Source organism: Phycisphaera sp. (assembly GCA_025916675.1).
GTDB lineage: Bacteria > Planctomycetota > Phycisphaerae > Phycisphaerales > UBA1924 > JAHCJI01.
In genome coordinates, this window is sequence record CP098402.1 from 369751 (window position 1) to 390833 (window position 21083).

The window sequence follows — 21083 nt, forward strand, 5'->3', positions numbered from 1 at the left end:
GGGCCAGACTAGCCCTTGCTCATCTTCTCGTCGGCTCGTGCTTCGATTGTCGCGAGGTGGTGGCCCGTGGTGTCGCGGGTCTTCCAGTGGGCTTCCACGGTCGCGTGGGCCTTGTCCGGGTCGGTCAGGGCGGCGTCTTCCATCAGCCCCAGGCGTTCCAGCGTCGAGAGCGCGGTCTCGGCGTCGAACTGGCTCGGGACCTTGAAGCGTTCCTTGAGGTACGCCGACGCGCGATCGCCCAGCTCGGCCATCGGCCACCGCTCGGACTCCTCCAGGTCGTGCCGGGCGGCCAGGACGGCGTACGCGATGATCGTCGCCTTGGCCTCCTCGTGCGCGATCATGCGGCACAGCGTGTGCAGCACGGCGGCGTTGTTGGCCAGGTTCTTGTCATACAGATGCTCGGTGCGGTGGCTGGTGCGCTGCTTCTTCTTCCGCCTGTACCCAAAGAAGCTCCGCACCGCCATGCCGCCGAAACCGATGGCCGCGGGGATCGCCAGCGCGCTCGTGCTGGCCGCGCCCGCGACGGCGACCTTGGCCAGCGTGCCCAGCGAGCCCGCGCCCATGCCCACCACGAACGCCCGATCCATAAAGGTCATCGTCGCCTCGGCGTGGGGCAGCAGGGCCTCGACGTCGGCCACCGGGATATCTCGGAAGAGCTTCAGCCGCAGGCAATCCTCGCCGGTCAGTTGCGCGATGACCGCCAGCCGGGTATAGATCTCGATCTCGCGCTCGATGCGTTTCCAGGGCTTCTTCTTGTTGCGACGCACCAGCGTGATGGTGCCGCGCCCGCGCACGTGCAGCGAGAGCGAACGCACACGGTCGGGATTGATGCGCACGCGCAGCCCGTACGCCGTGCCCGCCTTGATGGCGGCCTTGATGCCGATGTCGCTCAGCGGCGTGAAGCTGGCCCGGTCGAACAGGTACTCCAGCGCGGCGTGCAGCTTCGGGTCGTCCGGCAGCGCGAGTGGGTTGGGCTCTGCCAGCGCGTCGAGGTCCGGATTGGCCGCCGCGTACAACCGATCGAGGTGGCGGTGCAACTCGCCGACTTCCTGGACGATCACGCGTTCGGAGGCCTTGCAGATCTTCTGGGCCCAGCCGGCCAGTTCGCCAAACCGCTCGGGATCGGCATCGATCGCGTTGACGATGGCCTCGATCCGCACGGGGATGAAGCGGTCGTCCAGTTCTTCCAGAGATGGCACGGCGGTGGGCTCCATCGGCACCAAGGTAGTCGGTCGCGGTGGGGGGAGGGGTGGGGGTACCATCGGCCATGGCACGCAAGATCCTCGTTACCGGCCTTTCCATCCTGCCCTTGCTCGTGCTGGCGGCCTGCGGCGAGAACTCAACACCCGCCGCGACCATCGGCTCGGCCGAGGCCGTGGTGTCGCTGGCCGAGGGCCGCTCGCTGTACCAGGTGCACTGCACGCTGTGCCACCAGCCACAGGGCGAGGGTGTCCAGGGCAGCCAGCCGCCGCTGGCGGGCAACAGCGTCGTCACCGGCAACGTCGGGCGGCTCGTGGAGATCACCGTGCTGGGCGTGGGCGACCACCAGGGCGGGCTCGAGCCCACCGGCCAGTGGCGCCAGCAGATGCAGGGCTTCGATTACCTCAGCGACGCCGAGATCGCCGCGATCCTGACCTACATCCGCAACTCGTGGGGCAACCACGCAAGCAAGGTCACCGAAGAGCAGGTCTGGGACGCGCGCCAGGGCCTGTAGTCTCATATATCGCGAGGCGAGATGCCGGGCCGAAATCTGGCTTGATTGTTGCATTGATTTTGGGGATGATATGTATCCGCGCACCGCTCGGGGCGCCGTGGTTGATGTTACTTTGGGTAGCTTTGGGAGAAGAGAGATGAAGAACATTGCACGTATCGCCGCCACCACGTCAGCAGCCCTCGCCGCATCACTGGCCCACGCTCAGGAGAACGTGCTGGTGCTCTCCAGCGGCGAGCCGGTAACCGATTCGTCGGTCATCCTGGCCCTCGAGGCCGTCGGCCATACTGCCGTGCTTGGCCCGGAATACTTCGAGTTCGATGGCATGGACATCGACCAGTACACGGTCATCTATCTCCAGCCCAACCACAACTGGATCTCGGGCGACATGTCCGGGGCCGGCCAGGCCAGCCTGATCGACTTCGTGTGCAAGGGTGGCGGTCTGCTGACCACCGAGTGGACAAACTACAACGTGTACGTTCGTGGCACGTTCCAGGCGTTGGGCCTGATCATTCCGTCAAATTACACAACGTGGAACACGCTGAGCGATGCGACGTTCACGCTCGACACGCCCGACCCGGTCGTGAACGCGGGCCTACCCGACGAGTTCAACTTTCCCCTGACGAGCCTGGCCGGCACCGAGAGCCACATCACCCCGCGCGACGGCGCGACCAGCTTCTACACCACGTCGTCGTTCGATGGCGGTTCGGGCGTGGTCGGTTGGGACTGGGGCCTGGGTCGTGTCGCGAGCTTCTCGACCGTGAACGGCACACTCCAGGTTGGCGATGAGAATTTCCGCCGGCTCATCGGTAACCTCGCGATCTGGGCCGGCGACGCGAGCCCCGGCGGCGGCCTGCCCTGCCCGGCCGACTGCGACGGCGACGGCGCGGCCACCATCTTCGACTTCCTGTGCTTCCAGAATCGTTTCGCGTCGGGCGATACCACCGCCGACTGCGATTGTTCGGGCGAGTTGAATATCTTCGACTTCTTGTGCTTCCAGAACCTGTTCTCGCTCGGCTGCGACGGATAAGCCGGCTTACGCCAGAGGCAATCCCTTGCCCACCCCCGCCCGCTCGTCGTGCATCGCGATGAGGCGGGCGGTGTTGTCATCGGGCGGGCGTGTCTGGCCGATCTCGTCGATGAGCGAACACACCGCGTACCCCCGGCAGGCGTCCTCGTACTTGAACATCCAGGCGCGTGCTTCTGCGCTGGGGTTCTCGAGTTTCTCGTAGCTGAGCTTGGGCGTGCCCGACACGCCGATGCGCCAAGGCTTGGGGCTTAGCCTCGCGCGGAAGCTGCCCTGGGCCTGGCATAGCTTGGCGTATAGGGGGTCCGCCCCCAGTTCGCGCATCATCTCAGAAGTGTCTTGGCCATCAGGGGCCATCGCCGGGAACGTCAAGAGATATCTAAGGCCGGCGGCGGTCTTGTAGACCCGGGCGCCCCGTGCCGCGTCCTCTTGAGCCCACGCCGATAGCCGGCTGAGGGCCGCACCCTGGAAGTCCTCGACGGGGCGCTTGCGACCAAGCAAGCGGCCGACGAATCCCGGTCCCGGCAATGGCTCGGGAAAGTCCACATCGACGAACACCAGCCGGGCCGTGTTCAGCACGTTCGCGCCGTAGCGGTTGATGGTGATGGCCGCGATGCGATCGCCGCTAGCGTCGTGCATGTCCTGCACGATCGGCTCGGGCATGTCGTGCCGCTCGTAGTCGTAGTGGTGCAGGCTCCAGTCGTCCGCCGCGACCACTTCGGCTACTTTCTGCCTGGCTTTCTCCTCGGCGATGGCCTGCGCTTCCTCGAGCCTCGCGTCTGAGCTGCCCCACGCGCCGCGGCCGTAGCCCTGTTCTTCAACCTGCGCCCTTGCCCAGAATCGCGCGACTCGCATGGCTCGCTCCTTTGGAGGTGGTCGGGATCCCCAGAACCGGGTAGCCTAGAGCCATGGGGGTGGTGGTAACTCTCACGATGCTGCTCGCGATCCAGGCCGGCCAGGCCGTGGACCCGGTGCCCGCTGCGCCTGCTCCGGCTACCGACCAAGCCAAGCCGCTCGTCCCATTCCCCCACCCGCTCATCACCGAGGTCCTCTTCGCCGTGCCCACTAGCGGCGGAGACGCCAACAAGGACGGCACGCGCCACGCCACCGGCGACGAGTTCATCGAGATCACCAACCCGCACGCCGATGCGATCAACCTCGCGGGCTACCGCCTGCTCGATCGGCATCGGGGCGAAGAGGGCCGCTTCGCCTTCACCTTCCCAGACATCATGCTCAAGCCGGGCCAGACGGTCGTGGTCTTCAACGGGCTGGAGGCCAAGTGGACCGGCCCCGTGGGCGACACCCACCGCGCCCCGCCGGGCCCCAACCCGCTGTTCGAGGGCGCGTTCATCTTCACCGCCGGCGTGCGCTCGAAGTTCATGGCGCTCGCGAACACCACCGACTTCGTGTTGCTCGAGAACGCCCTGGGCGTCCCGGTGCAGGTGGTCGTCTGGGGCGAGCCCGACCAGGCCCCGCCCGCCGAGGCATTCCACACCGACACGATCTCAATTGTCGAGTACGCCAGCGTGCAACGTACCAGCGCCGCGGGGCCCATGGTCGCCCACACCCGCATCGAACTGGCCCAACGCGCCAAGTGCAGCCCCGGTGTGGCCTTTCCCAAGCCTCCGGAGCTCTCCGAGACCGAGGCCAATCCGGTCGACGCTCCCGAATGAGCCCGCTTCGACCGGGCGCTATCATGGACCCGTTTCAGCCAGAAGTTTCCCCGGAGCAGCGACCATGGCGTGGATCCCCAAGCCCTCGGCGACGACCGAGATCGAGCGGCGCACCGAGCCCTACCTCACCCAGGCCATGCAGGACGAGCTCTCGCAGCGGTACCTGCCCCGCTTCGAGACCACCCTGGCCGCCCTGCTGCCCGCCTTGCACATGATCCAGCACGAGTACCACTGGGTGCCGCCCCAGGCGATGGAAGAGATCGCGGGATTCCTCGACCTCTCGCCGGCCGACGTCATGGACACGGCCAGCTTCTACGAGGAATACGCCCTGGCCCCCCGAGGCCGCCACGTCGTAGGCGTCTGCCGGTCGATCGCCTGCGAGTTCTGCGGCCAGCCCGAGGTGACCCAAGCCATCAAGGAAGCCCTGGACATCGACGTGGGCGAGAGCACCGACGACGACAAGCTCTGCCTGATCGAGCTGGAGTGCCTGGGCTCGTGCGGCACCGCCCCGGTGGCCCTCATCGACGAGCAACTCCACGAGCAGCTCACGCCCGAGCGGGCCGCCGAGCTTGTGCGACAGGTGCGTGCTTCCGACAGCGTACCCGCGGGAACCGGCCGCGAGGGCCTGAGCCCCGAGGCCGTCAGCATCGTCGACTAACCGGCAGCCGAAGGACCCCCGCCATGCCCCGGCGATTCGTCTGCAAGGCCATCGGAAAGGTTGGCCGCCACGCGGATCGCGTGCTCCAATTCATCGCTGCGCTGGGAGCCGATGAGCAACGATTTCTCGTTTCCAATGGTGGTGTACCGCACCGCCACGCCCTTGTCGCCGGCGATGTTGAGCACCAAGCCGTGCTTGCGCGTGGGGCGGATGCCCCAACCCCCGCACTCGAACAGCGCGTTGTATGTGATCGCGTTCGCGGACGCGACATGCTCGATCGCGACGCGCTTGCGGTAGAACACGAGCGTCCGAACCAAGATCTCGTTGGGCGTCACGGTGGTGCGCATCGGCAGCATGGCGAAACCGGCAGTCAACACAATCACGACCGTGATCATCGCCGCCAGACCAATCGGGGAAGTGCCCTGGCCAACCAACGCCGTGCAGGTCGCGACCAGCGCGCCGAACAAGGCGATCGGGGTCACGTAGCGCACGATCCTGTTCTGGTGCAGGCGCTGGGTTTCTTCAAAGATCGCATTGTCGGCCACAGCGTTCCTTCCATTGTGCTTTGCCCCCTTATTCTGATTATGGTTGCCTTGCTTTCAGGCTGCGGCGGCCCACGCCTGACCATCATCAACGAATCGAGCGCGTGGCTGCGCTTCGAGGCGGCCTCGGAAATCGAAGCCCGCCAGTCATACATCACCGGCCCGCTGGCGGGCGACGGTTCGGTCGCCTTCGGCGTCCCTCCCGGCGGGCGGCACGAGCAGGCCCTCGAACGCGGCGGGTCGATCTTCATCCAGCGCCGCCTCGGCGTGGTGATGCACCTTCGCGCCGGCCCAAACCCTGCCGGCCCCGACGCACGCAACCCGTCGCTCTCGACAGCCTACAGCGTGCGCCTGCCGCCGCCGGGTCCATACCGATTGCGCGTTATCGGCGAGCCCGGATCGATCGAGGTGCTGCGCGTGGATGCCAACGGCGAGGCCCTGCCCGAGGCACGATCTCGTGTGCTGCCCGAGACTTCACTATTTTGGTGAGCGGTCGGCTCTCTCGGGCACTGCTAGTTGTGCAGCCCGGGGATCTGCCCCCGCCGCCGCTCGTCGCTGTACCGATTCAGCGCGTTCTCGATGATTGGGTGCGCCGCGTCGGCGGGCATGATCTCGTCGACCTCCACGTCCTTCCCCTCGAGAACTTTATAGTCCTCAAGAAATCGCTTGAGCATCTTAAACGTGTGCCGCGGGAAGTCGCTCGCGCTCAGATAGTCGTCGTAGATCGGATCGCTCTCGAGCACCGCGATGATCTTGTGGTCGGCCTGCCCATCATCGATCATGCTCATCAGGCCCACCGCCCGCGCTTGCACCAGGCACATCGGCACGACTTCCTCAACACTGAACACCAGGACGTCCAGCGGGTCGTCGTCGTCGGCCAGCGTCTGGGGGATGAAGCCGTAGTTGGCCGGGTAGTAGACGGCGCTCGAGAGCACGCGGTCGAGCTTCAGCATGCCGCTGTGCTTGTCAAGCTCGTACTTGTTGTGGCTCCCCTTGGGGATCTCGATGACCGCGCGGAAGTGCCCGGGCAGGGGGTGGTTGCCAGAGCCAGGGGTAACGTCGTGCCAGGGGTGGATCATGGGCATGGAGCGTAGGTGGAATGCCGGCCGGCGGCCGCCGGCGGGGGGGCCAGTTTCGAGCCTCTGGTGGGCTATCGGGCCGATCACCGCGGCACTTCAGACAGGTCCAGATCTAAGACATCCCGCCCGTTTCCCGGATCATGGCACGCTACTACACTTCCCAACATGTTGTGGTGGTCCCGAACCCCGACCCAACGCCTTTGGTTTTCCTGGAGCCCCCCCGGTGATCTGCCCCTTTTGCAGCCACAACGACGACCGGGTCATCGACTCGCGCCCGGCCGAGAGCGGGCGGACCATTCGCCGCCGCCGGGTGTGCAACCGCTGCGATCGCCGATTCACGACCTACGAGAGAGTGGAACAGCAAGCCCGCCTGGTCGTCGTCAAGCGCGATGGCAGCCGCGTGCCCTTCGACCCCGACAACATCCTTCGGGGCATCCAGGCCGCCTGCGGCAAGCGGCCCGTGCCCGAGGCCGACAAGGTGGGGCTGGCCGAGGCCGTCGAGGAAGAGCTCCACCAGACCTATGAGCGCGAGGTCGATTCGAGCGTGGTGGGGGAGCTGGTCATGGCCCGCCTCCGCGAGGTCGACGAGGTGGCCTACATCCGCTTCGCCAGCGAGTACCACCAGTTCATGAGCGCCACCGAGCTCCAGAAAGAACTTGATATGCTCAAGACCCGCCCCAAGGCAGTCAAGGACCAGCGGGCGCTCTTTGGTGGAGAGGTCGAGGATGGCAAGGCCGCCGGTGCCGGCGAGCGCCCGTAGGATTGAGCATGAGTTACCTACGCAAGGAGTGCGTGATGGTGCGGATGGCAAGCCTCGGAATAGCCCTGATGATGCTGGCCGGCTGCGCCAGCAACCCGCCACCCAGGCCCATGCCCCAGCCAGTGACCCAGCGGGGACAGACCGAGAAGCCCGAGCGGCGGGTCGCGAGCCAGGATGCCGCTCCGGTCGATGCCGCCCGCGAGGCTCCGATGCAGGCGGATCAGCCCACCGAGCCCCAGTGGTTCCGCCAGGGTGCCTACGAGGTCGACGGCCGCGAGCACAGGGCCTTCTCGGTGACCGCAGGCGACGTGCGCGAGGCCCGCAGCCAGGCCATGCTGCTGGCCTATGAGACATACCCCAAGGGCCAGGTCGCCGCCCACGAGGCCGTGCGCCAGCCCGACGGCTCGTGGCGGTTCTACGTGCTGATGGCCGCGGGCGGCTGAGAGCCGATCGAATCTTGACTCCAACACCGGCCACACCGCGCCGGGCGCTATCTTCAGAGTCCAAGGAGCTCCTATGACGCCCCCCGAAGCCGAAGGTACCTCGCAAATCGCGCCCCCCGACGAGGCCGTGCTCGACAACGCGATCGACTGCGGCGACGGCCAGGGCTGCACCGAGTGGCTCGACCAGGCCAGCACCGAGCAGACCGTCCACGCCGTCAGCGCGCTCGACGGTGATGAGCGCGCCAAACTGCTGTCGCTGCTCACCTCCGAGTCCGCGGCGGATCTCGTGGAAGTCATGCCCAAGGTCCACGCGGCCAAAGCGCTCGAAGTGCTGGGCACCCTCGACCACGAGAAGGCCGCCGACATCATCGAGGAGATGTCCAGCGACGACCGAGCCGACCTGATCGCCGCGATCGACGAGGCGCAGGCCCAGGCCATCCTGGGCGCCATGCCCGCCGAGGTCGCCGACGAGGTCCGCCGTCTGGCCAGCTACGAGGAGGATTCCGCCGGCGGCCTGATGCTCACCGAGTACCTGGCCTTCGATGAGTCCATGACCGTCCGCGACGTGCTGGCCGACATGGAAGAGAACGCCGAGCGCTACCGCGATTACAACATCCAGTACTCCTACGTGGTCGACAGCGATGGCGCGCTCCAGGGCGTCATCCCCATCCGCCGCCTGCTCATGGCCCGCCGCGCCACGCCGGTGGCCGAGATCATGGTGCCCGATCCGGTGCGAGTGGCGCACATGATGGAGTTCGACGAGCTCCGCGGCGTGTTCGACGACCACGACTTCCTCGCCTTCCCCGTCGTCGACGAGCAGCAACGATTGCTCGGTGTCGTGGAGCGCAGCGCCGTCAGCGAGGCCGCCCGCGAAGACGCCGACGACATGTACCGCGCCAGCCAGGGTATCGTGGGTGGTGAGGAGCTCCGGTCGATGCCCCTCGCCCTGCGCAGCCGCCGCCGCCTCGCGTGGCTGAGCATCAACATCGTGCTCAACATCGCCGCCGCCAGCGTCATCGCGTTCCACCAGGACACGCTCGAGGCCGTCATCGCCCTGGCGGTGTTCTTACCCATTATTTCTGACATGTCCGGCTGCTCGGGCAACCAGGCCGTCGCCGTCAGCATGCGCGAGCTCACCCTGGGCGTCGCCCGCCCGCGCGACATCTTCCGCGTGCTCTTCAAGGAGGGCAGCGTCGGCATCATCAACGGGATCATCCTGGGCATCCTCATCGGCGGCGTCGCGTTCCTGTGGAAGGGCAACCTGGCCCTCAGCCTCGTCGTGGGGTCGGCCCTGGCCGCCAACACCCTCATCGCCGTGTGCATCGGCGGCGGTGTGCCGTTGCTCCTGAAGGGCTTCAAGACTGATCCCGCCCTGGCCTCCGGCCCGATCCTCACGACCGTCACCGACATGTGCGGCTTCCTGATCGTCCTGAGCCTGGCCAGCGCCATGATGGGCTACCTCCAGTAAGCCCTTTCCCCAGCGCCCGAAATCGCCCCGGCTCGAATCCCAACGTATTGGTGGACGCCCAGCAGCGTCCGCCGAACGAAAGGATCCGAGCCATGTCGATCGCCGCACCCCCGCCCATGCCCAGCGTCCTGTCCGCCGAGGCCGCAGACCACGGCGATTCCACCGCCAAGCGTTGCGGTCGCGGGCGTGCCTGCGCCAAAGCCGGTGCCAGGAAGTGCACCAAGATGGCATCCTCGCCCACCCGCGGCCTGGTTGTCGTGATGGTGGGGGCCACCGTGATCGCGACGATCCTGGCCGTCATCCAGCTCTCCCAGGGCGCCCCGGGCCGCATGGCCGGCAACACGCTGTTCGCCGCCGCGGGCTTCAACCTGCTCTTCACCGCCATGTATGCGCCGCTGCTGGCCCTCTTCACCATCCGCTCGGGCGTCTGCCGCTCCGTCGGCACGTTCTTCTCGACCATCTTCAAGGGGCTCGCCTTCACGCTCAGCCTGCTCTTCATCAGCGTGGCGGTGCTCGTCGGCCTGGGCGTGGTCTTCGGCTGAACCGCCACCGCCCACACCTGTCGAGAACGCCCGCCCGCCCCCATACACTGCCCGGTGCCCGAGTCCTCTGCCAACAACACCGCTCCCGCCACGCCCAGCGAGCACATCCTGGACATCTTCAAGCGCGACGGCGTCACCGCCAGCTTCGAGTTCTTCCCCCCCAAGAACGCCGAGAGCGCCGAGAGCCTCTACACCGCCATCAGCGAGCTCGAGGAGCTCAAGCCGAGCTTCGTCTCGGTCACCTACGGCGCGGGCGGATCGACGCGAGAGCTGACCCGAGAGCTCGTCCTGCGCATCCGCCGCGAGACCGCCCTTCACCCCATGCCCCACATGACCGGCGTCTGCCACACGCCGGGCGAGGTCGAGTCCATGCTCGAGGGCTACGCCAGAGCCGGCGTGCGCAACATCATGGCCCTGGGAGGCGATCCGCCGCTTGATGGCGGCGCTCCGAGCGGCCGGCGCGAGGGCGAGGACCCCTTCGCCCACTTCCGCTACGGCGCCGACGTCGTCCGCGCCATCCGCACCTACAGCGACACCCACCTGGGCGCCGACCGCGCCTTCGGCATCGGCGTGGGCGGCTACCCCGAGGGCCACGCCGCGACACCGAATCGCCTCAAGGAGATGGACCACCTCAAGGCCAAGATCGACGCCGGGGCCGACTTCATCATCACCCAGCTCTTCTTCGACAACCACGACTTCTACGACTTCCGCGAGCGCTGCGACCTGGCCGGCATCCGCGTGCCCATCGTCGCGGGCATCATGCCCATCACCAGCACCAAGGGCATGGGCCGCATGGCCGAGCTCGCCGCCGGCAGCCGCTTCCCGGCCCCACTCCTGCGCGCCCTGAGACGCGCGGGCGACGAGCCCGACGCCGTCCGCCGCGTCGGCCTGCACTGGGCCACCGAGCAATGCCGCGACCTGCTCGACCACAAGGTCGCCGGCCTGCACCTGTACACGCTCAATCGGTCGAAGGCGACGCGGGAGATCTACCGCACGCTGGGCGTGAAGGACTCACGCGCGCTGTCCTGAAACGAGGCCCTGGCGCAAGCCCGGGCTTTCTTTCTTGAACGCGAAGGCCGCGAGGGGCTCGAAGGGGGGAAGGGATTTGAACGCGGAGGTCGCCGAGGGCTCGGAGGTTTGGCAATGGGCACTGGGCAGTTGGCAATGGGGCCGGAGGGGATGCACGCCCCCGTCCGAGCCGCGGGTTTCCGACTCAGGTCGCAGCTCAAGTTGGCCTTCAAGGTCATCAATTCACGGACAGTCCAGACGCGCGATTAGATTTCAATACTCCGCTTAGCTGTCTTGTTGGTTGTCTATGGAGTCTATTAGCTCAGCGATGGTTTGCAGCTGTCGACCATGCAGCATCATGCACCCAATCGCACACTCCGTCAGGAACGCGCACTCCTCACGCGTAATCAATGCGCCAAGTTCCTTGTGAGTCATCAACTCCAGTTTTAATAGTGGCTGCAAATCTACAAGAGCGGATATGCAGTATCGCACATCGGCAATCACTCGATCAGCTAGTGCCACCGGGCTGGATCCGGCAGCATACAACTCTTCTTTTGGTATCCGGCCCGCGCTGTAGTGATTCGGTGCAGAACCGCGATGGTTGTGGTACAAGAGATCGCCCACTGTCTGTGGGGCAAAGAGGTATCGGATCCCATTGTTTTGCTTGACGAAGTCTACGTTGGCCGATGCGATCCACTGCAATCGTTGCAGCCGCTCCATGAACTCACTTCCTGCTACTCGAGCATACGTCGCGTAGACATCGCCTGACTGCGCAACTTTCAGTTGCATCTGAGTTGCTGACCGCTGGCTCTCGGCGATCTCCCCTTGCAGCTTGATGTTCTCCTTGCTGTCCTCGCGCGCCTCACGGCGGTCCAGCCGGGCCTCCTCCAACTCCTGCAACTGGAGCCACAGCGTGTATGCCACGGCCGCGAAGGCGAGCGCAGAGAAGAAGGCATTGCCGGCCCCGAACATGTCGCCGAAGGTGCCCGGCTCGATCGTTGATGCCGCGTCGTAACCGAGCCAGCACAGCACGCCATCGGCGTTGAGCGCCAGCGCACCAAACGCCAGCCATAAGGCGACAACCCCACCAAGGCCAATGAAGGCGAACTTCAAGTGCCCACGCCGCGATCCAGTTCCACGGGTCTTATCCATCTCACCGCCACTCTAGCAACAACCCCCACCACACGCATCCCCAACAAACCCGCCAACGTCCCCCACCGGGCCATCACGATCCCAAAGAGGGCCATCACGCTTCGTGCCGGGGCCGTTGCGCTCTCGAACAGGGCCATCGCGTTCTGCGCGCGGGCCGTGGCGCTCCCGTCCAGGGCCGTTGCGTCGTGCGTCGGGGCCGTCGCGCTGCCCGATGGGGCCGTGATGTTCTGCGCACGCCCGATTATCCGGACCATTCGCATCGCGAAAACCCAGCACAACACGGCAGAATCCGGCCTTGGGCCGCGCGCACCGGGCGTTCTGGTCGCTCGGGGTAGGCGTTGCCACGCGTGGGGCCATCAAGCCCCCGCTGCGGGGGGCGCCAGGGTCGCCCGGAAAAAAATATCGGCCAGAAACTTATGTTGGAGTGGAGTCGCGTTCCCGGACCACCGACGTTCCTATCGGGTCGCCCCGGCGCGTGCCGGGGGCCCATGGATGGGCCGCGGCGGCGAACGCCATGCCTCCGCGACCGGCGCACCGGATGCGCCATAGCACAAGGGGCAACTCATGCCTGGACAGACAACGACCGTGCCCGCGGGAGACCGGGCTTCACTGCTTTTCACCGAGGACCACCTGGCGGCGTGGAGCGCCGACCCGACCTCGATCGGCCTGACCGTCGAGGACATCACGGCCATCACCGGAACCAGTGATAGTGCGCGCAGCGGGCTCGACGACCGGACCGCGGCTGTTGCGGCCGCAAAAGCGAGCACCATCACCTGGCACGCGGCGGCCGAGACCAACCGCGACCTCGCCCGGGAACTCGTGCGCAAGATCCGCTTCTATGCCACCCAGCAAGCCGACCCCGACGCGGTGTACGCCGCCGCGCAGATCCCCGCGCCCAAGACGCCCGGCGAGCTACCCGCGCCGCCGGTGCCCACCGATCTGAGTGTTGCGTTGGACACCCAGGGCCGCGCGGTGCTGCGGTTCGAGTCCAGCCGCTTCGGCGGGACAGTGTGGGGCGTGCAGCGCCGCACCACGACGGTGCAGGGCCAGACCAGCGCGTGGGCCGACCTGACCACCGTGCTCGAGCGCGAGTTCGTCGACCAGACGACGCCCGCGGGCATGGCCGCCGTCGCCTACCGCGTGCGGGCCGAGCGCCCCAGCGGCACGAGCGCCTACTCGCTGCCGGCCACGCTCACCATCGGCGCGGGCGGGAACCAGCAGGCGGTGGCGGGGACCATTGCGCCGGCCCCATCGGTCGAGTCTAAGGCGGGCTGAGGCCGCCATGCTCCTCTGACCCATTGCCAATTGCCAACTCCCAATTGCCACGAACCCGCAGGGGTGCTCGTGGCCATTGGCGATGGGTGGGAGACGACGCTCGCGTCCTCCCGCCTTCCCGATTGCCTATTGCCCATTGCCCATTGCCACGCCCCCCACATCGAACACGCACCCCACCCCGAACGCCAACGAGAACAGCTCGCTCTTGCGCTCCGCCCCCCAGATGTTCGTCGACACGTCCGACGGCGACTCGACCGTGAAGACGGCGGTGCTCGTGGGGGTGCTCGGGTGTTCGCTGCCGTCGCTGGGCTCGACCCTGACCGACACACGATCCACCACCTGCGTGTGCGTGCGGTCCAGCCCGTCGGCAACCCGCAGGATGCCCGCCAGCCGGCGCACGATGGTGCGGTCGTGGCTGTCCAGGGCCTTGTAGGGCTGGTGGCTGCCCTTGGGGTGGCTGCGCCGGTGGTAGCGCGCGACGTTGGCGATCAGCTCCCGCTCGCGCGGTGAGAAGCCGTCCAGCTCGCCGTTGGCGATGATGTAATAGCTGTGCTTGTGGTGGCTCGAGTGGTTCACCAGGTAGCCGATGTCGTGCAGCACCCCGGCCGCCTCGAGCACACCCCGGCCCTCGGCGTCCATCGCCGTCTGGTGGTCCACCGCCAGCGGGTGGCCGGGGTGCCGCTCGGCGAGTTGCGTGGCGACGCCGGGCAGCTGCTCGGCGAGCTGGTCGAAGATCTCCAGGGCGAGCTGGGTCACGTGCTCGCTGTGCGCCTCGTGGTAGCGGCACTTGCGCGCGAACCGGCGGACGGCCTCGGCCCGGCTGCCCAGCGTCATGCGCGTGGCGGTGGTCGTCGTGGCGGTGGTGCCGGTGGCGCTCGAATGGTTCTTGACCCCATACCCCGCCACGGAGTGGTCGGAGTGGGATTCGAGCATGGAGAGCATGAGGCCGTCGCGGATGCCGCGGTCGTGCACGACGAGCTCTTCGACCCCCAGCGTGTCCATCAGCGCCTCGACGATCGCCGCGCCGGGCAGGATGATGTCGTAGCGGTCCTTGTTCAGGCCGTGGACGTTCGAGCCCTTGTGCAGCGCGGCCCGGGTGCGTTCGAGGATGCGGGCGACCCGGTCGCGGCCCATCCGGTGGCCCTGCACGCTCTCGGTGGCCGCGCCGTCGCGGGCCTGCTGCATCGACGCGAGGGCGCTGTACGTGCCGCCGGTGCCGAAGAGGGTCTTCGGTTTCAGCGGCATCTTGCCGACGGCGGCTTCGATGGCGCCCTTGAGATACTGCCGCATCTGATCGAAGGTCTCGGGGTCGCTGGCGTTCCGACCGCCAAACATGTCCGCCACGCGCACCGCGCCCAGCTTGAGGCCGACGACCTTCTCGACCGCGCCGCCTCGGCTGAACACCACCTCGGTCGAGCCGCCCCCGATGTCGGCCACTGCGAACGACAGCCTGCGCACGTCGAAGGCCGCCGCCACGCTCTTGTGGGCCAGCCGCCCCTCGTCCTCGTGTCCGATGACCTCGGTGCGCAGGTTGCTCAGCCGCTGCACGCCCGCCACAAACTCGTGCCCGTTGCTGGCCTCACGCACGGCACTGGTCGCGATCACCCGCACCTCGGCCACGCCATACCCGATGGCGATCTGCTTCATCCGCTCCACCGCGCCGATGGCCTCTTCCAGCCGATCGGGCGCGATCATGCCCGTCTCAGTCAGGGCGTGGCCCAGCCGGGGGCTCACCTTCTCCTCGTCCAGCACGCGGTACCCGCCCTCGTCGTCGCGCTCGGCGATGAGCAGGCGGATCGAGTTGGAGCCCACATCGATCGCCGCCAGGCGCAGCGGGCGGTCGGTGGCAGGCGAAGCGTCAGGGCCGGTGGTGGGGGCGGTGTCCATCACGCAAACGGTAGCGAGGCCAGGGAGTGCTGGAGAGGGCGTCATCCGAGCGGGCTCAACCAAATCCGCTTAGAATCGGCCATGTGTATGGTCCTGTACCTGGCGACAAACTCGCTGGCAGATTACCCTGTTGCCGAGTCACTTCGTGCCCACCCAGTGAGCCCGGCGGAGCGGCCACTGTGCTTTCGATCGCTGACCTTCGACCGTGTTCTTGAAGTCGCAAGCAAGGAAGGGTGCGCGTGCGCCTTTGCCATTGCGTGGAGAGAGGGGCCGGCTCTGTCGTACGATGCCCTGGCGGCAGAAGATCCAGAAGAAGCGGCACGACTCGATCGCGACCGAGCGGCGATTCTGGCGATCATCGATTCATTCCTGGAAAGTGGCCCCGTCGATGTATATTCCTGCTGGGCAGAGGAAGAAGACCAGCCGCCGGATGAACACATCGAGACCGACCTGGCGAGCCTGCGGAGAGAGTGGTGGCTCCTGCGAGAACGCCGTGTTGTTCGCGTAAACGGCTAACCCACGCGGTCCAGCCTCTACAATGCCCCTCGATTCCGCCCAGACTCCCAAGGACTCCCCATGCTCGAACGACTCACCGAAGGCTTCCAATCCGCCCTCCGCAACCTCAGCGGCCAGGGCTCGATCTCCGAGAAGAACGTCCGCGACGCCATGGCCCAGGTCCGCGAGAGCCTGCTCGAAGCCGACGTCGCCCTCGAGGTCGTCGAGAAGCTCTGCGACAACGTTGTGCAGGACGCCCTGGGCCAGAAGGTCACCGAATCCGTCAAGCCCGGCGAGGAGATGATCAAGATCGTCCACGATCGCCTCGTCGAGCTCCTCGGCGGCGAGCCGGGCAAGGCGTCCGACCCGGGCATCCACACCGTGTCGCCCGGGCCCACCGTCATCATGATGTGCGGCCTGCAAGGCAGCGGCAAGACCACCACCTGCGGCAAGATCGCCGCGTGGCTGCGCAAGAAGGACCTCTCCAGCACCCTCGTCGCCGCCGACCTGCAGCGCCCCGCCGCCGTTGAGCAGCTCGAGACCGTCGCCTCGCAAGCCGGCGCACTCCCCGGCAGCGCCTCCGTGCAATTCCACGGCGAGCTCGACCAGATCGGTGCCTACGGCGAGCGCGTGGGCGTGGCCGTCGACGTCTGCAAGCGCGGCCTCAAGCAGGCCAAGGCCAACGGCAGCGACGTGGCCGTCCTCGACACCGCCGGCCGACTGCACGTCAACGACGAGCTCATGGGCGAGCTCAAGAAGGTCAAGGCCGCCTGCAACCCGCACTACATATTCCTGGTCGTCGATTCCATGACCGGCCAGGACGCCGTGCGAAGCGCCAAGGCCTTCCACGACCAGCTCGGCATCGACGGCGTCATCCTCACCAAGTTCGACAGCGACACACGCGGCGGCGCGGCCCTCAGCGTCCGTGAGGTCACCGGCGCCCCCGTCCGCTTCGTCGGCACGGGCGAGGGCCTCGAGGCCCTCGAGCCCTTCCACCCCGAGCGATTCGCCGGCCGCATCCTGGGCATGGGCGACGTCGTCAGCCTCGTCGAGCGCGCCCAGGAAGAGGTCTCCGAGGAAGAAGCCGAGAAGCTTCAGAACAAGATGATGCGCGGCGAGATGGGCATGGACGACTTCCTCAAGCAGCTCAAGACCATCCGCAAGCTCGGCCCCATGAAACAAGTCCTCGGCATGCTCCCGGGCGTCGGCTCGATGCTCAAGGACGTCAACATCGACGACAAGGAGCTCGACCGCGTCGAGGCCCAGATCCAATCGATGACCGTCGAGGAGCGCAAGAAGCCCAAGCTCATCGACAACTCCCGCAAGCGCCGCATCGCCCGGGGCGCGGGCGTCGACCAGCCAACAGTCAACAAGCTCGTCAAGCAGTTCAACACCATCAACCAGCTCACCAAGGGCATGGCCGACATGAGCGCCCGAAGCAAGATGAGCACCATGAGCCACATGGCCGCCGGCGCGGGCGGCCAATCGGGCGCGGCCGACATGATGCCAAGCATCCCCCGCCGCAAGGGCACCAAGGGCGGCAAGCCCAAGGGCTTCAAGCAACGTAAGAAGCGCAAATAGCCGAACAACAACAAGACCACGAGCCCCTCGCGCGAGCGAGGGGTATGGCACGACAAAATCCCCTTGCATCGTCCCCCGCTTTCCGGTACCTTCTACGAACGCGAGGAGATTCCCATGCGCCGAACGACCGCCTGCTTCCTGCTGCTGGCCGCGACAACCCCCGCCCTGGCCCAAACCAGCAGCGCCGAGATCGTCTTCGATATCGAGAACGACACCCTCCTGCCCGGCCAGAGCACCACCGTCACCATGGCCGCCGGGTGGGACGGCCCGTGGTACCTGATGTGCTGCGTGCAGACCGACCTGCTCATCTCCACCGGCGACGCCGGCTGGAGCGACCTGGCGCTCATCCAGCCCATGGCCGGCCCGGGCACGAGCGCGGGCACGCTGGGTGCCACTGGCGTTGAGGGCATCCTCGCCGGCCAACTCAACTTCCCGCCCGGCAAGTGGGAGCCCGATCCCAACCCCCTCCCCTTCTGGAGCGCGACGTACACCGCGCCCTCCGACGCGGTGGCACCGTTCGACGTCGCACTTGCGACCGAGACGAGTCTCTTCGATGTTTACATCGAGCGCGAGAGCCACGACACACGGAGCTTGATGGACGTCCTCACCGAGGGCCAAGCCACCATCCACGTCATCCCCGCCCCCGCCAGCCTGCTCATCATCACCGGCGGCTCGCTTCTCGCCGCACGCCGTCGCCAGTAAGAAAGAGGAGATCAACCCATGCGGACACAGTGCCTGTGTGCCATCCTCGTCGCCACGCCCGCCCTCGCGCAGTCGTCGGTCATCATCGATGTCGACGAGCCCACGCTCCTGCCCGGCCAGAGCACCACCGTCACCCTCTCGGCTGCCTTCCCGACCTTCGAGTACGCCATGGCCGGCATCGCGACCGATCTGCTTTCATCCGTTGGTGCGACCGGGTGGTCGGATGTCTCGCTCGTCACCCCGATGGATGGCCCCGGCACAAGCATCGGTGTGCCCACCTCAGATGGATTCGAGCGCATCCTCGCCGGCCAGCTCAACTTCGGTCCCGCTGGCTTCGAACCTTCCCTGGATAATCCTATCGCTTTCTGGCAGGCGACCTATACTGCTCCGGTAGATCCCACCAGAGCGTTCGAGGTCGATCTATCCACGATGACCTCTCGCTTCGAGGTCTACATCATGCCCGACTCGCATGAGTCCCGGGCCTACCTCGACGACCTCGTCGAAGGCTCCGCTACCATCCACGTCATCCCCGCGCCCGCGGGCGCGTCCGTGCTGGCCTTGGGCCTCGCCGCGGGAACGCGTCGTCGGCGCTAGCCGGTCGCTTCGTCGAGTTGGTTCATGTTCACCAGCGCGATGATCCCGCACACGAAGCTCGCCACGTTGCCGAAGATGATCGTGATGACCTGGATGATCGCGATCGTGTGGGCCGCGGATCGATGCTGCGCGTACGGCGGCGGGCCTTGCAGCTTGTTGAACATCTTGATCTCGTAGATGCCAAGGATGATTGCCGGTACCGGGATGACAAGGCACGCGCACCCGATGCCGAACGTGGCGGCGCCGAACACCAACGCGGAAACCGCCGCACTCGCGGCGTACATGAGATTCACGATGCCCGAGATTAGCATCGGGATCGCAACACCATTCGGCTTGGCCATGTCTCGAACCCCCAGATCCCAAGAATCTCAGCGACGATCGGTCTAAGCCTACCGCTTAAGCGGTAGAAAATCCTTCTCTTCCCCACGCAACCAAGCGTTGAACCTCGGCCAGAAGAGTTCGCGCAACAGGATCTTCACGCACGCCGCCACCGGGATCGCCAGCAGCAAGCCGTAGATGCCCGCCAGGATCCCGCCCGCCAGCGACGCGAACAGGATCGTCGGCACGTCCATGTTCGTCGCCTTGCCCTGGATCGAAGGCGTCAGCAGGTAGTCGTCGACCGCCTGACCCGCGAAGTACACGGCGATCGGAGCCGCCAGCGTCCACCACCACGTCTGCTGAAAGGCCAGGAACCCGCTATTGTCGATCGCCATCGCCGCGATGGTGATCGGGATACCAAGCAGCGCCACATACGGCACGATGCTCAGGATGCCAACCAGCGGCCCGAAGATCAGCGGCGCGGGCACCCCAATCAGCCAGTACGCGATCGTAAAGATAATCGACTGGATGATCGCGATCGTGATCCGCCCACGCACGAAGCCCGCGACCACCTTGTCCATCTGCGTCAGCAGGTGCACGACGCGGTCGCGGTGATCGTGTGGGATGACCTCGTACCCGAAGTCACGCACGTGCGCGTATCCGGTCGAGAGGAAGTAGAAGAAGAATCCCGTGAGAAACAAACCGAACAGCAGCATGCCGATCGACGTCAGCGTCGACAGACCCGTGACGACCGTGGTTCGCCCGCCCTGCACCACCACGTCGGTCATGCGTTCTGTGTTGCCGCGAACGAAGTTGAGCCCCCAGTCCAGGAGTTGCGCCACCGTGTTCGTCGTGGTGTCCGCCGGCTGCTCGTCGAGCGTCTGGGCCGTCCGTCGGAGATACTGGTACACCACCGGTTGCAACACGTCGGGCAGGCCGCCAAACGCGGCCGACGCCTTGATGCTCGCCTCCGTGGCGACGCGCTCACCCCCGGGCAGCGGGTTGCCATCGGCACCAATCGAATCCTGAGCACCGGCATCGGCAGCCGCATCGTCGCTCTCACCCGCTGCCGGCGTTCCGGTCTCACCCTCCGCTTGGGGTGGCGGCGGATCAACACGCTCATAAAACTGGAGCTCGTAGCGCGGCGGATTCGCGCGCGGCGCGGGCGTCCGATCCGGATCGAAGTGGGGCACCACCTCGCCCTCGTGGCTCCGCACATAGGTCGTCACGGTGGCATAGCGATCGATCCCGTCCTGGGTCTTCGTCGCGATGTCCACCGCTTGCACCACGGCGAAGCCAACGCCCAGCACCAGCGGCACCGCCACGAAAATGACGACGGCAACCAGGATCCCGGACACCGCCCCGTTCCGCGTGAAGTGCTTGCTCCGCTCCAGCCGCCGTACCACGGGCTCAAGCAAGTACGCCAGCAGCAACGCCAGCAGCAGCGGTACCGTCACCGTCCGAAGCACGTACCCCAGGTACAGCACGCCGAACACAGCCGCGAACACCAGGATGTCACGGATCGGCTGAATCTGCCACAAATGCCGCATGTACCACGGCTGCTTCGCGGGTGGTTGGTCCTTCTCTTCGGGGGCCGGGCCCTCGTCGGCCTTAGCCAATCCCGTCTGTCCCCGAAACGCCGGACCCGCCCGCCGGATCCGCACAGCGATCGGCCAGCCCGTCGAAGGCCTCCTCAAACTCGTAGACGCCGCGGAAGTCGTCCAGCGAGTCCTGCTCGCTCGTGCGCAGCAGCCCCGTGTCGACCATCGCGTAGACGATCTTGCCGAAGTCCTCGGTCTTGCTCACGCCCCAGCCGCGCAAGACCGTCCGCGCCAGCAAGCCATACTTCTCGACCGCCAGGCTCCGCAATCCCAGGCACAGTTCCTGCCCGCTCACGTGCCGCGTCTCGATCTGGGCGATCTCATCCAGGTCGTTCGCGTCGATGCCCGCGATCTCGCCCAGCAGCGTCAAATCCAGGTCGGCCTCGTCGGCATCTCCCTCGACCGACACGCTCGGGCTCTCGCCGCGCGCACGCTCGAGCGTGTGCTGCAAGCCCTCCTGCACGAAGCGGAACGCCTCGGGGGCAAAGGGTGCCCGTTCCCGCATGCGTTGCCATTCGCTTGTGTTACTCATGTCCATACCAACCCGCCGATGGGGCCCGCCTGTTC

The 21083-nt window shown here is 66.6% G+C and carries 24 protein-coding genes; 15 read left to right on the plus strand and 9 right to left on the minus strand.

Annotated features, from left to right (window positions below):
- Positions 1 to 8 precede the first annotated feature (8 nt).
- Positions 9 to 1214 carry a TMEM143 family protein gene (locus tag NCW75_01570; GenBank protein UYV12987.1) on the minus strand — a complete coding sequence of 402 codons (1206 nt, stop codon included), beginning with the start codon at positions 1212 to 1214 and terminating at the stop codon, positions 9 to 11.
- Positions 1215 to 1267: 53 nt separating this feature from the next.
- Here NCW75_01570 and NCW75_01575 point away from each other — a divergent pair, with 53 nt between their 5' ends.
- Together NCW75_01575 and NCW75_01580 are read left to right on the plus strand one after the other, a co-directional pair.
- Positions 1268 to 1714, plus strand: coding sequence for a cytochrome c (locus NCW75_01575; GenBank protein UYV12988.1), 447 nt, complete (start codon positions 1268 to 1270; stop codon positions 1712 to 1714).
- Positions 1715 to 1850: 136 nt separating this feature from the next.
- Positions 1851 to 2741 carry a hypothetical protein gene (locus tag NCW75_01580; protein UYV12989.1) on the plus strand — a complete coding sequence of 297 codons (891 nt, stop codon included), beginning with the start codon at positions 1851 to 1853 and terminating at the stop codon, positions 2739 to 2741.
- Between the two features lie 6 nt (positions 2742 to 2747).
- Here the strand turns inward: NCW75_01580 and NCW75_01585 are convergent, their stop codons facing one another.
- Positions 2748 to 3593: a hypothetical protein gene (locus tag NCW75_01585; GenBank protein ID UYV12990.1), complete on the minus strand. Its 846-nt coding sequence runs from the start codon at positions 3591 to 3593 to the stop codon at positions 2748 to 2750.
- A 53-nt stretch (positions 3594 to 3646) separates the two neighbouring features.
- Between NCW75_01585 and NCW75_01590 the strand changes: the two genes are divergently transcribed.
- Together NCW75_01590 and NCW75_01595 are read left to right on the plus strand one after the other, a co-directional pair.
- A complete protein-coding gene (locus NCW75_01590) occupies positions 3647 to 4411 on the plus strand; it encodes a lamin tail domain-containing protein (GenBank protein UYV12991.1) in 765 nt (254 codons plus the stop codon).
- Between the two features lie 64 nt (positions 4412 to 4475).
- Positions 4476 to 5069 (plus strand): NAD(P)H-dependent oxidoreductase subunit E, encoded by a 594-nt coding sequence (locus NCW75_01595; protein UYV12992.1) that lies wholly within the window; start codon positions 4476 to 4478, stop codon positions 5067 to 5069.
- On the opposite strand, the gene NCW75_01600 is transcribed toward NCW75_01595, so the two are convergent.
- Positions 5066 to 5614: a hypothetical protein gene (locus NCW75_01600; GenBank protein ID UYV12993.1), complete on the minus strand. Its 549-nt coding sequence runs from the start codon at positions 5612 to 5614 to the stop codon at positions 5066 to 5068. The two genes, NCW75_01595 and NCW75_01600, sit on opposite strands and share 4 nt — an antisense overlap.
- Positions 5615 to 5653: 39 nt before the next feature.
- On the opposite strand from NCW75_01600, the gene NCW75_01605 reads away from it, so the two are divergent.
- The gene (locus tag NCW75_01605; protein UYV12994.1) at positions 5654 to 6100 is read left to right on the plus strand and encodes a hypothetical protein; all 447 of its coding nucleotides are present in this window, start codon (positions 5654 to 5656) and stop codon (positions 6098 to 6100) included.
- Positions 6101 to 6123: 23 nt separating this feature from the next.
- On the opposite strand, the gene NCW75_01610 is transcribed toward NCW75_01605, so the two are convergent.
- Complete coding sequence (locus NCW75_01610) at positions 6124 to 6690, minus strand: inorganic diphosphatase (protein ID UYV12995.1); 567 nt, start codon at positions 6688 to 6690, stop codon at positions 6124 to 6126.
- A gap of 223 nt (positions 6691 to 6913) precedes the next feature.
- Between NCW75_01610 and nrdR the strand changes: the two genes are divergently transcribed.
- The 5 genes from nrdR to metF all read left to right on the plus strand — a co-directional run bounded on the left by nrdR (position 6914) and on the right by metF (position 10932).
- Positions 6914 to 7450, plus strand: coding sequence for a transcriptional regulator NrdR (gene nrdR / locus NCW75_01615; GenBank protein ID UYV12996.1), 537 nt, complete (start codon positions 6914 to 6916; stop codon positions 7448 to 7450).
- A gap of 8 nt (positions 7451 to 7458) precedes the next feature.
- On the plus strand, positions 7459 to 7893 hold the full coding sequence (locus NCW75_01620; protein UYV12997.1) for a hypothetical protein: 435 nt from the start codon (positions 7459 to 7461) through the stop codon (positions 7891 to 7893).
- 73 nt (positions 7894 to 7966) lie between these two features.
- Positions 7967 to 9361 (plus strand): magnesium transporter, encoded by a 1395-nt coding sequence (gene mgtE, locus NCW75_01625; GenBank protein UYV12998.1) that lies wholly within the window; start codon positions 7967 to 7969, stop codon positions 9359 to 9361.
- A gap of 92 nt (positions 9362 to 9453) precedes the next feature.
- On the plus strand, positions 9454 to 9903 hold the full coding sequence (locus NCW75_01630) for a hypothetical protein (GenBank protein UYV12999.1): 450 nt from the start codon (positions 9454 to 9456) through the stop codon (positions 9901 to 9903).
- Between the two features lie 54 nt (positions 9904 to 9957).
- A complete protein-coding gene (gene metF, locus NCW75_01635) occupies positions 9958 to 10932 on the plus strand; it encodes a methylenetetrahydrofolate reductase [NAD(P)H] (GenBank protein UYV13000.1) in 975 nt (324 codons plus the stop codon).
- 264 nt (positions 10933 to 11196) lie between these two features.
- Here metF and NCW75_01640 read toward each other — a convergent pair whose 3' ends face one another.
- Positions 11197 to 12024 (minus strand): hypothetical protein, encoded by an 828-nt coding sequence (locus tag NCW75_01640; protein UYV13001.1) that lies wholly within the window; start codon positions 12022 to 12024, stop codon positions 11197 to 11199.
- Between the two features lie 603 nt (positions 12025 to 12627).
- On the opposite strand from NCW75_01640, the gene NCW75_01645 reads away from it, so the two are divergent.
- Complete coding sequence (locus NCW75_01645) at positions 12628 to 13338, plus strand: hypothetical protein (GenBank protein UYV13002.1); 711 nt, start codon at positions 12628 to 12630, stop codon at positions 13336 to 13338.
- Positions 13339 to 13464: 126 nt separating this feature from the next.
- On the opposite strand, the gene NCW75_01650 is transcribed toward NCW75_01645, so the two are convergent.
- Entirely contained in the window at positions 13465 to 15225 is a 1761-nt protein-coding gene (locus NCW75_01650) for a Ppx/GppA family phosphatase (protein ID UYV13003.1), read from the minus strand.
- A gap of 81 nt (positions 15226 to 15306) precedes the next feature.
- On the opposite strand from NCW75_01650, the gene NCW75_01655 reads away from it, so the two are divergent.
- The 4 genes from NCW75_01655 (at position 15307) to NCW75_01670 (ending at position 18597) form a co-directional block, all read left to right on the plus strand.
- Complete coding sequence (locus NCW75_01655) at positions 15307 to 15741, plus strand: hypothetical protein (GenBank protein ID UYV13004.1); 435 nt, start codon at positions 15307 to 15309, stop codon at positions 15739 to 15741.
- 60 nt (positions 15742 to 15801) lie between these two features.
- Complete coding sequence (gene ffh / locus NCW75_01660; protein ID UYV13005.1) at positions 15802 to 17301, plus strand: signal recognition particle protein; 1500 nt, start codon at positions 15802 to 15804, stop codon at positions 17299 to 17301.
- A 114-nt stretch (positions 17302 to 17415) separates the two neighbouring features.
- Positions 17416 to 18003: a hypothetical protein gene (locus tag NCW75_01665; protein UYV13006.1), complete on the plus strand. Its 588-nt coding sequence runs from the start codon at positions 17416 to 17418 to the stop codon at positions 18001 to 18003.
- Between the two features lie 18 nt (positions 18004 to 18021).
- Entirely contained in the window at positions 18022 to 18597 is a 576-nt protein-coding gene (locus NCW75_01670) for a hypothetical protein (protein UYV13007.1), read from the plus strand.
- Here NCW75_01670 and NCW75_01675 read toward each other — a convergent pair.
- The 3 genes from NCW75_01675 to NCW75_01685 are packed head-to-tail and all read right to left on the minus strand — an operon-like array spanning position 18594 to position 21048.
- On the minus strand, positions 18594 to 18938 hold the full coding sequence (locus tag NCW75_01675) for a hypothetical protein (protein ID UYV13008.1): 345 nt from the start codon (positions 18936 to 18938) through the stop codon (positions 18594 to 18596). The genes NCW75_01670 and NCW75_01675 overlap by 4 nt on opposite strands.
- A gap of 48 nt (positions 18939 to 18986) precedes the next feature.
- Entirely contained in the window at positions 18987 to 20534 is a 1548-nt protein-coding gene (locus NCW75_01680; protein UYV13009.1) for an AI-2E family transporter, read from the minus strand.
- Positions 20527 to 21048 carry a hypothetical protein gene (locus tag NCW75_01685; protein UYV13010.1) on the minus strand — a complete coding sequence of 174 codons (522 nt, stop codon included), beginning with the start codon at positions 21046 to 21048 and terminating at the stop codon, positions 20527 to 20529. The genes NCW75_01680 and NCW75_01685 overlap by 8 nt, the downstream gene beginning before the upstream one ends.
- Positions 21049 to 21083: the final 35 nt, after the last annotated feature.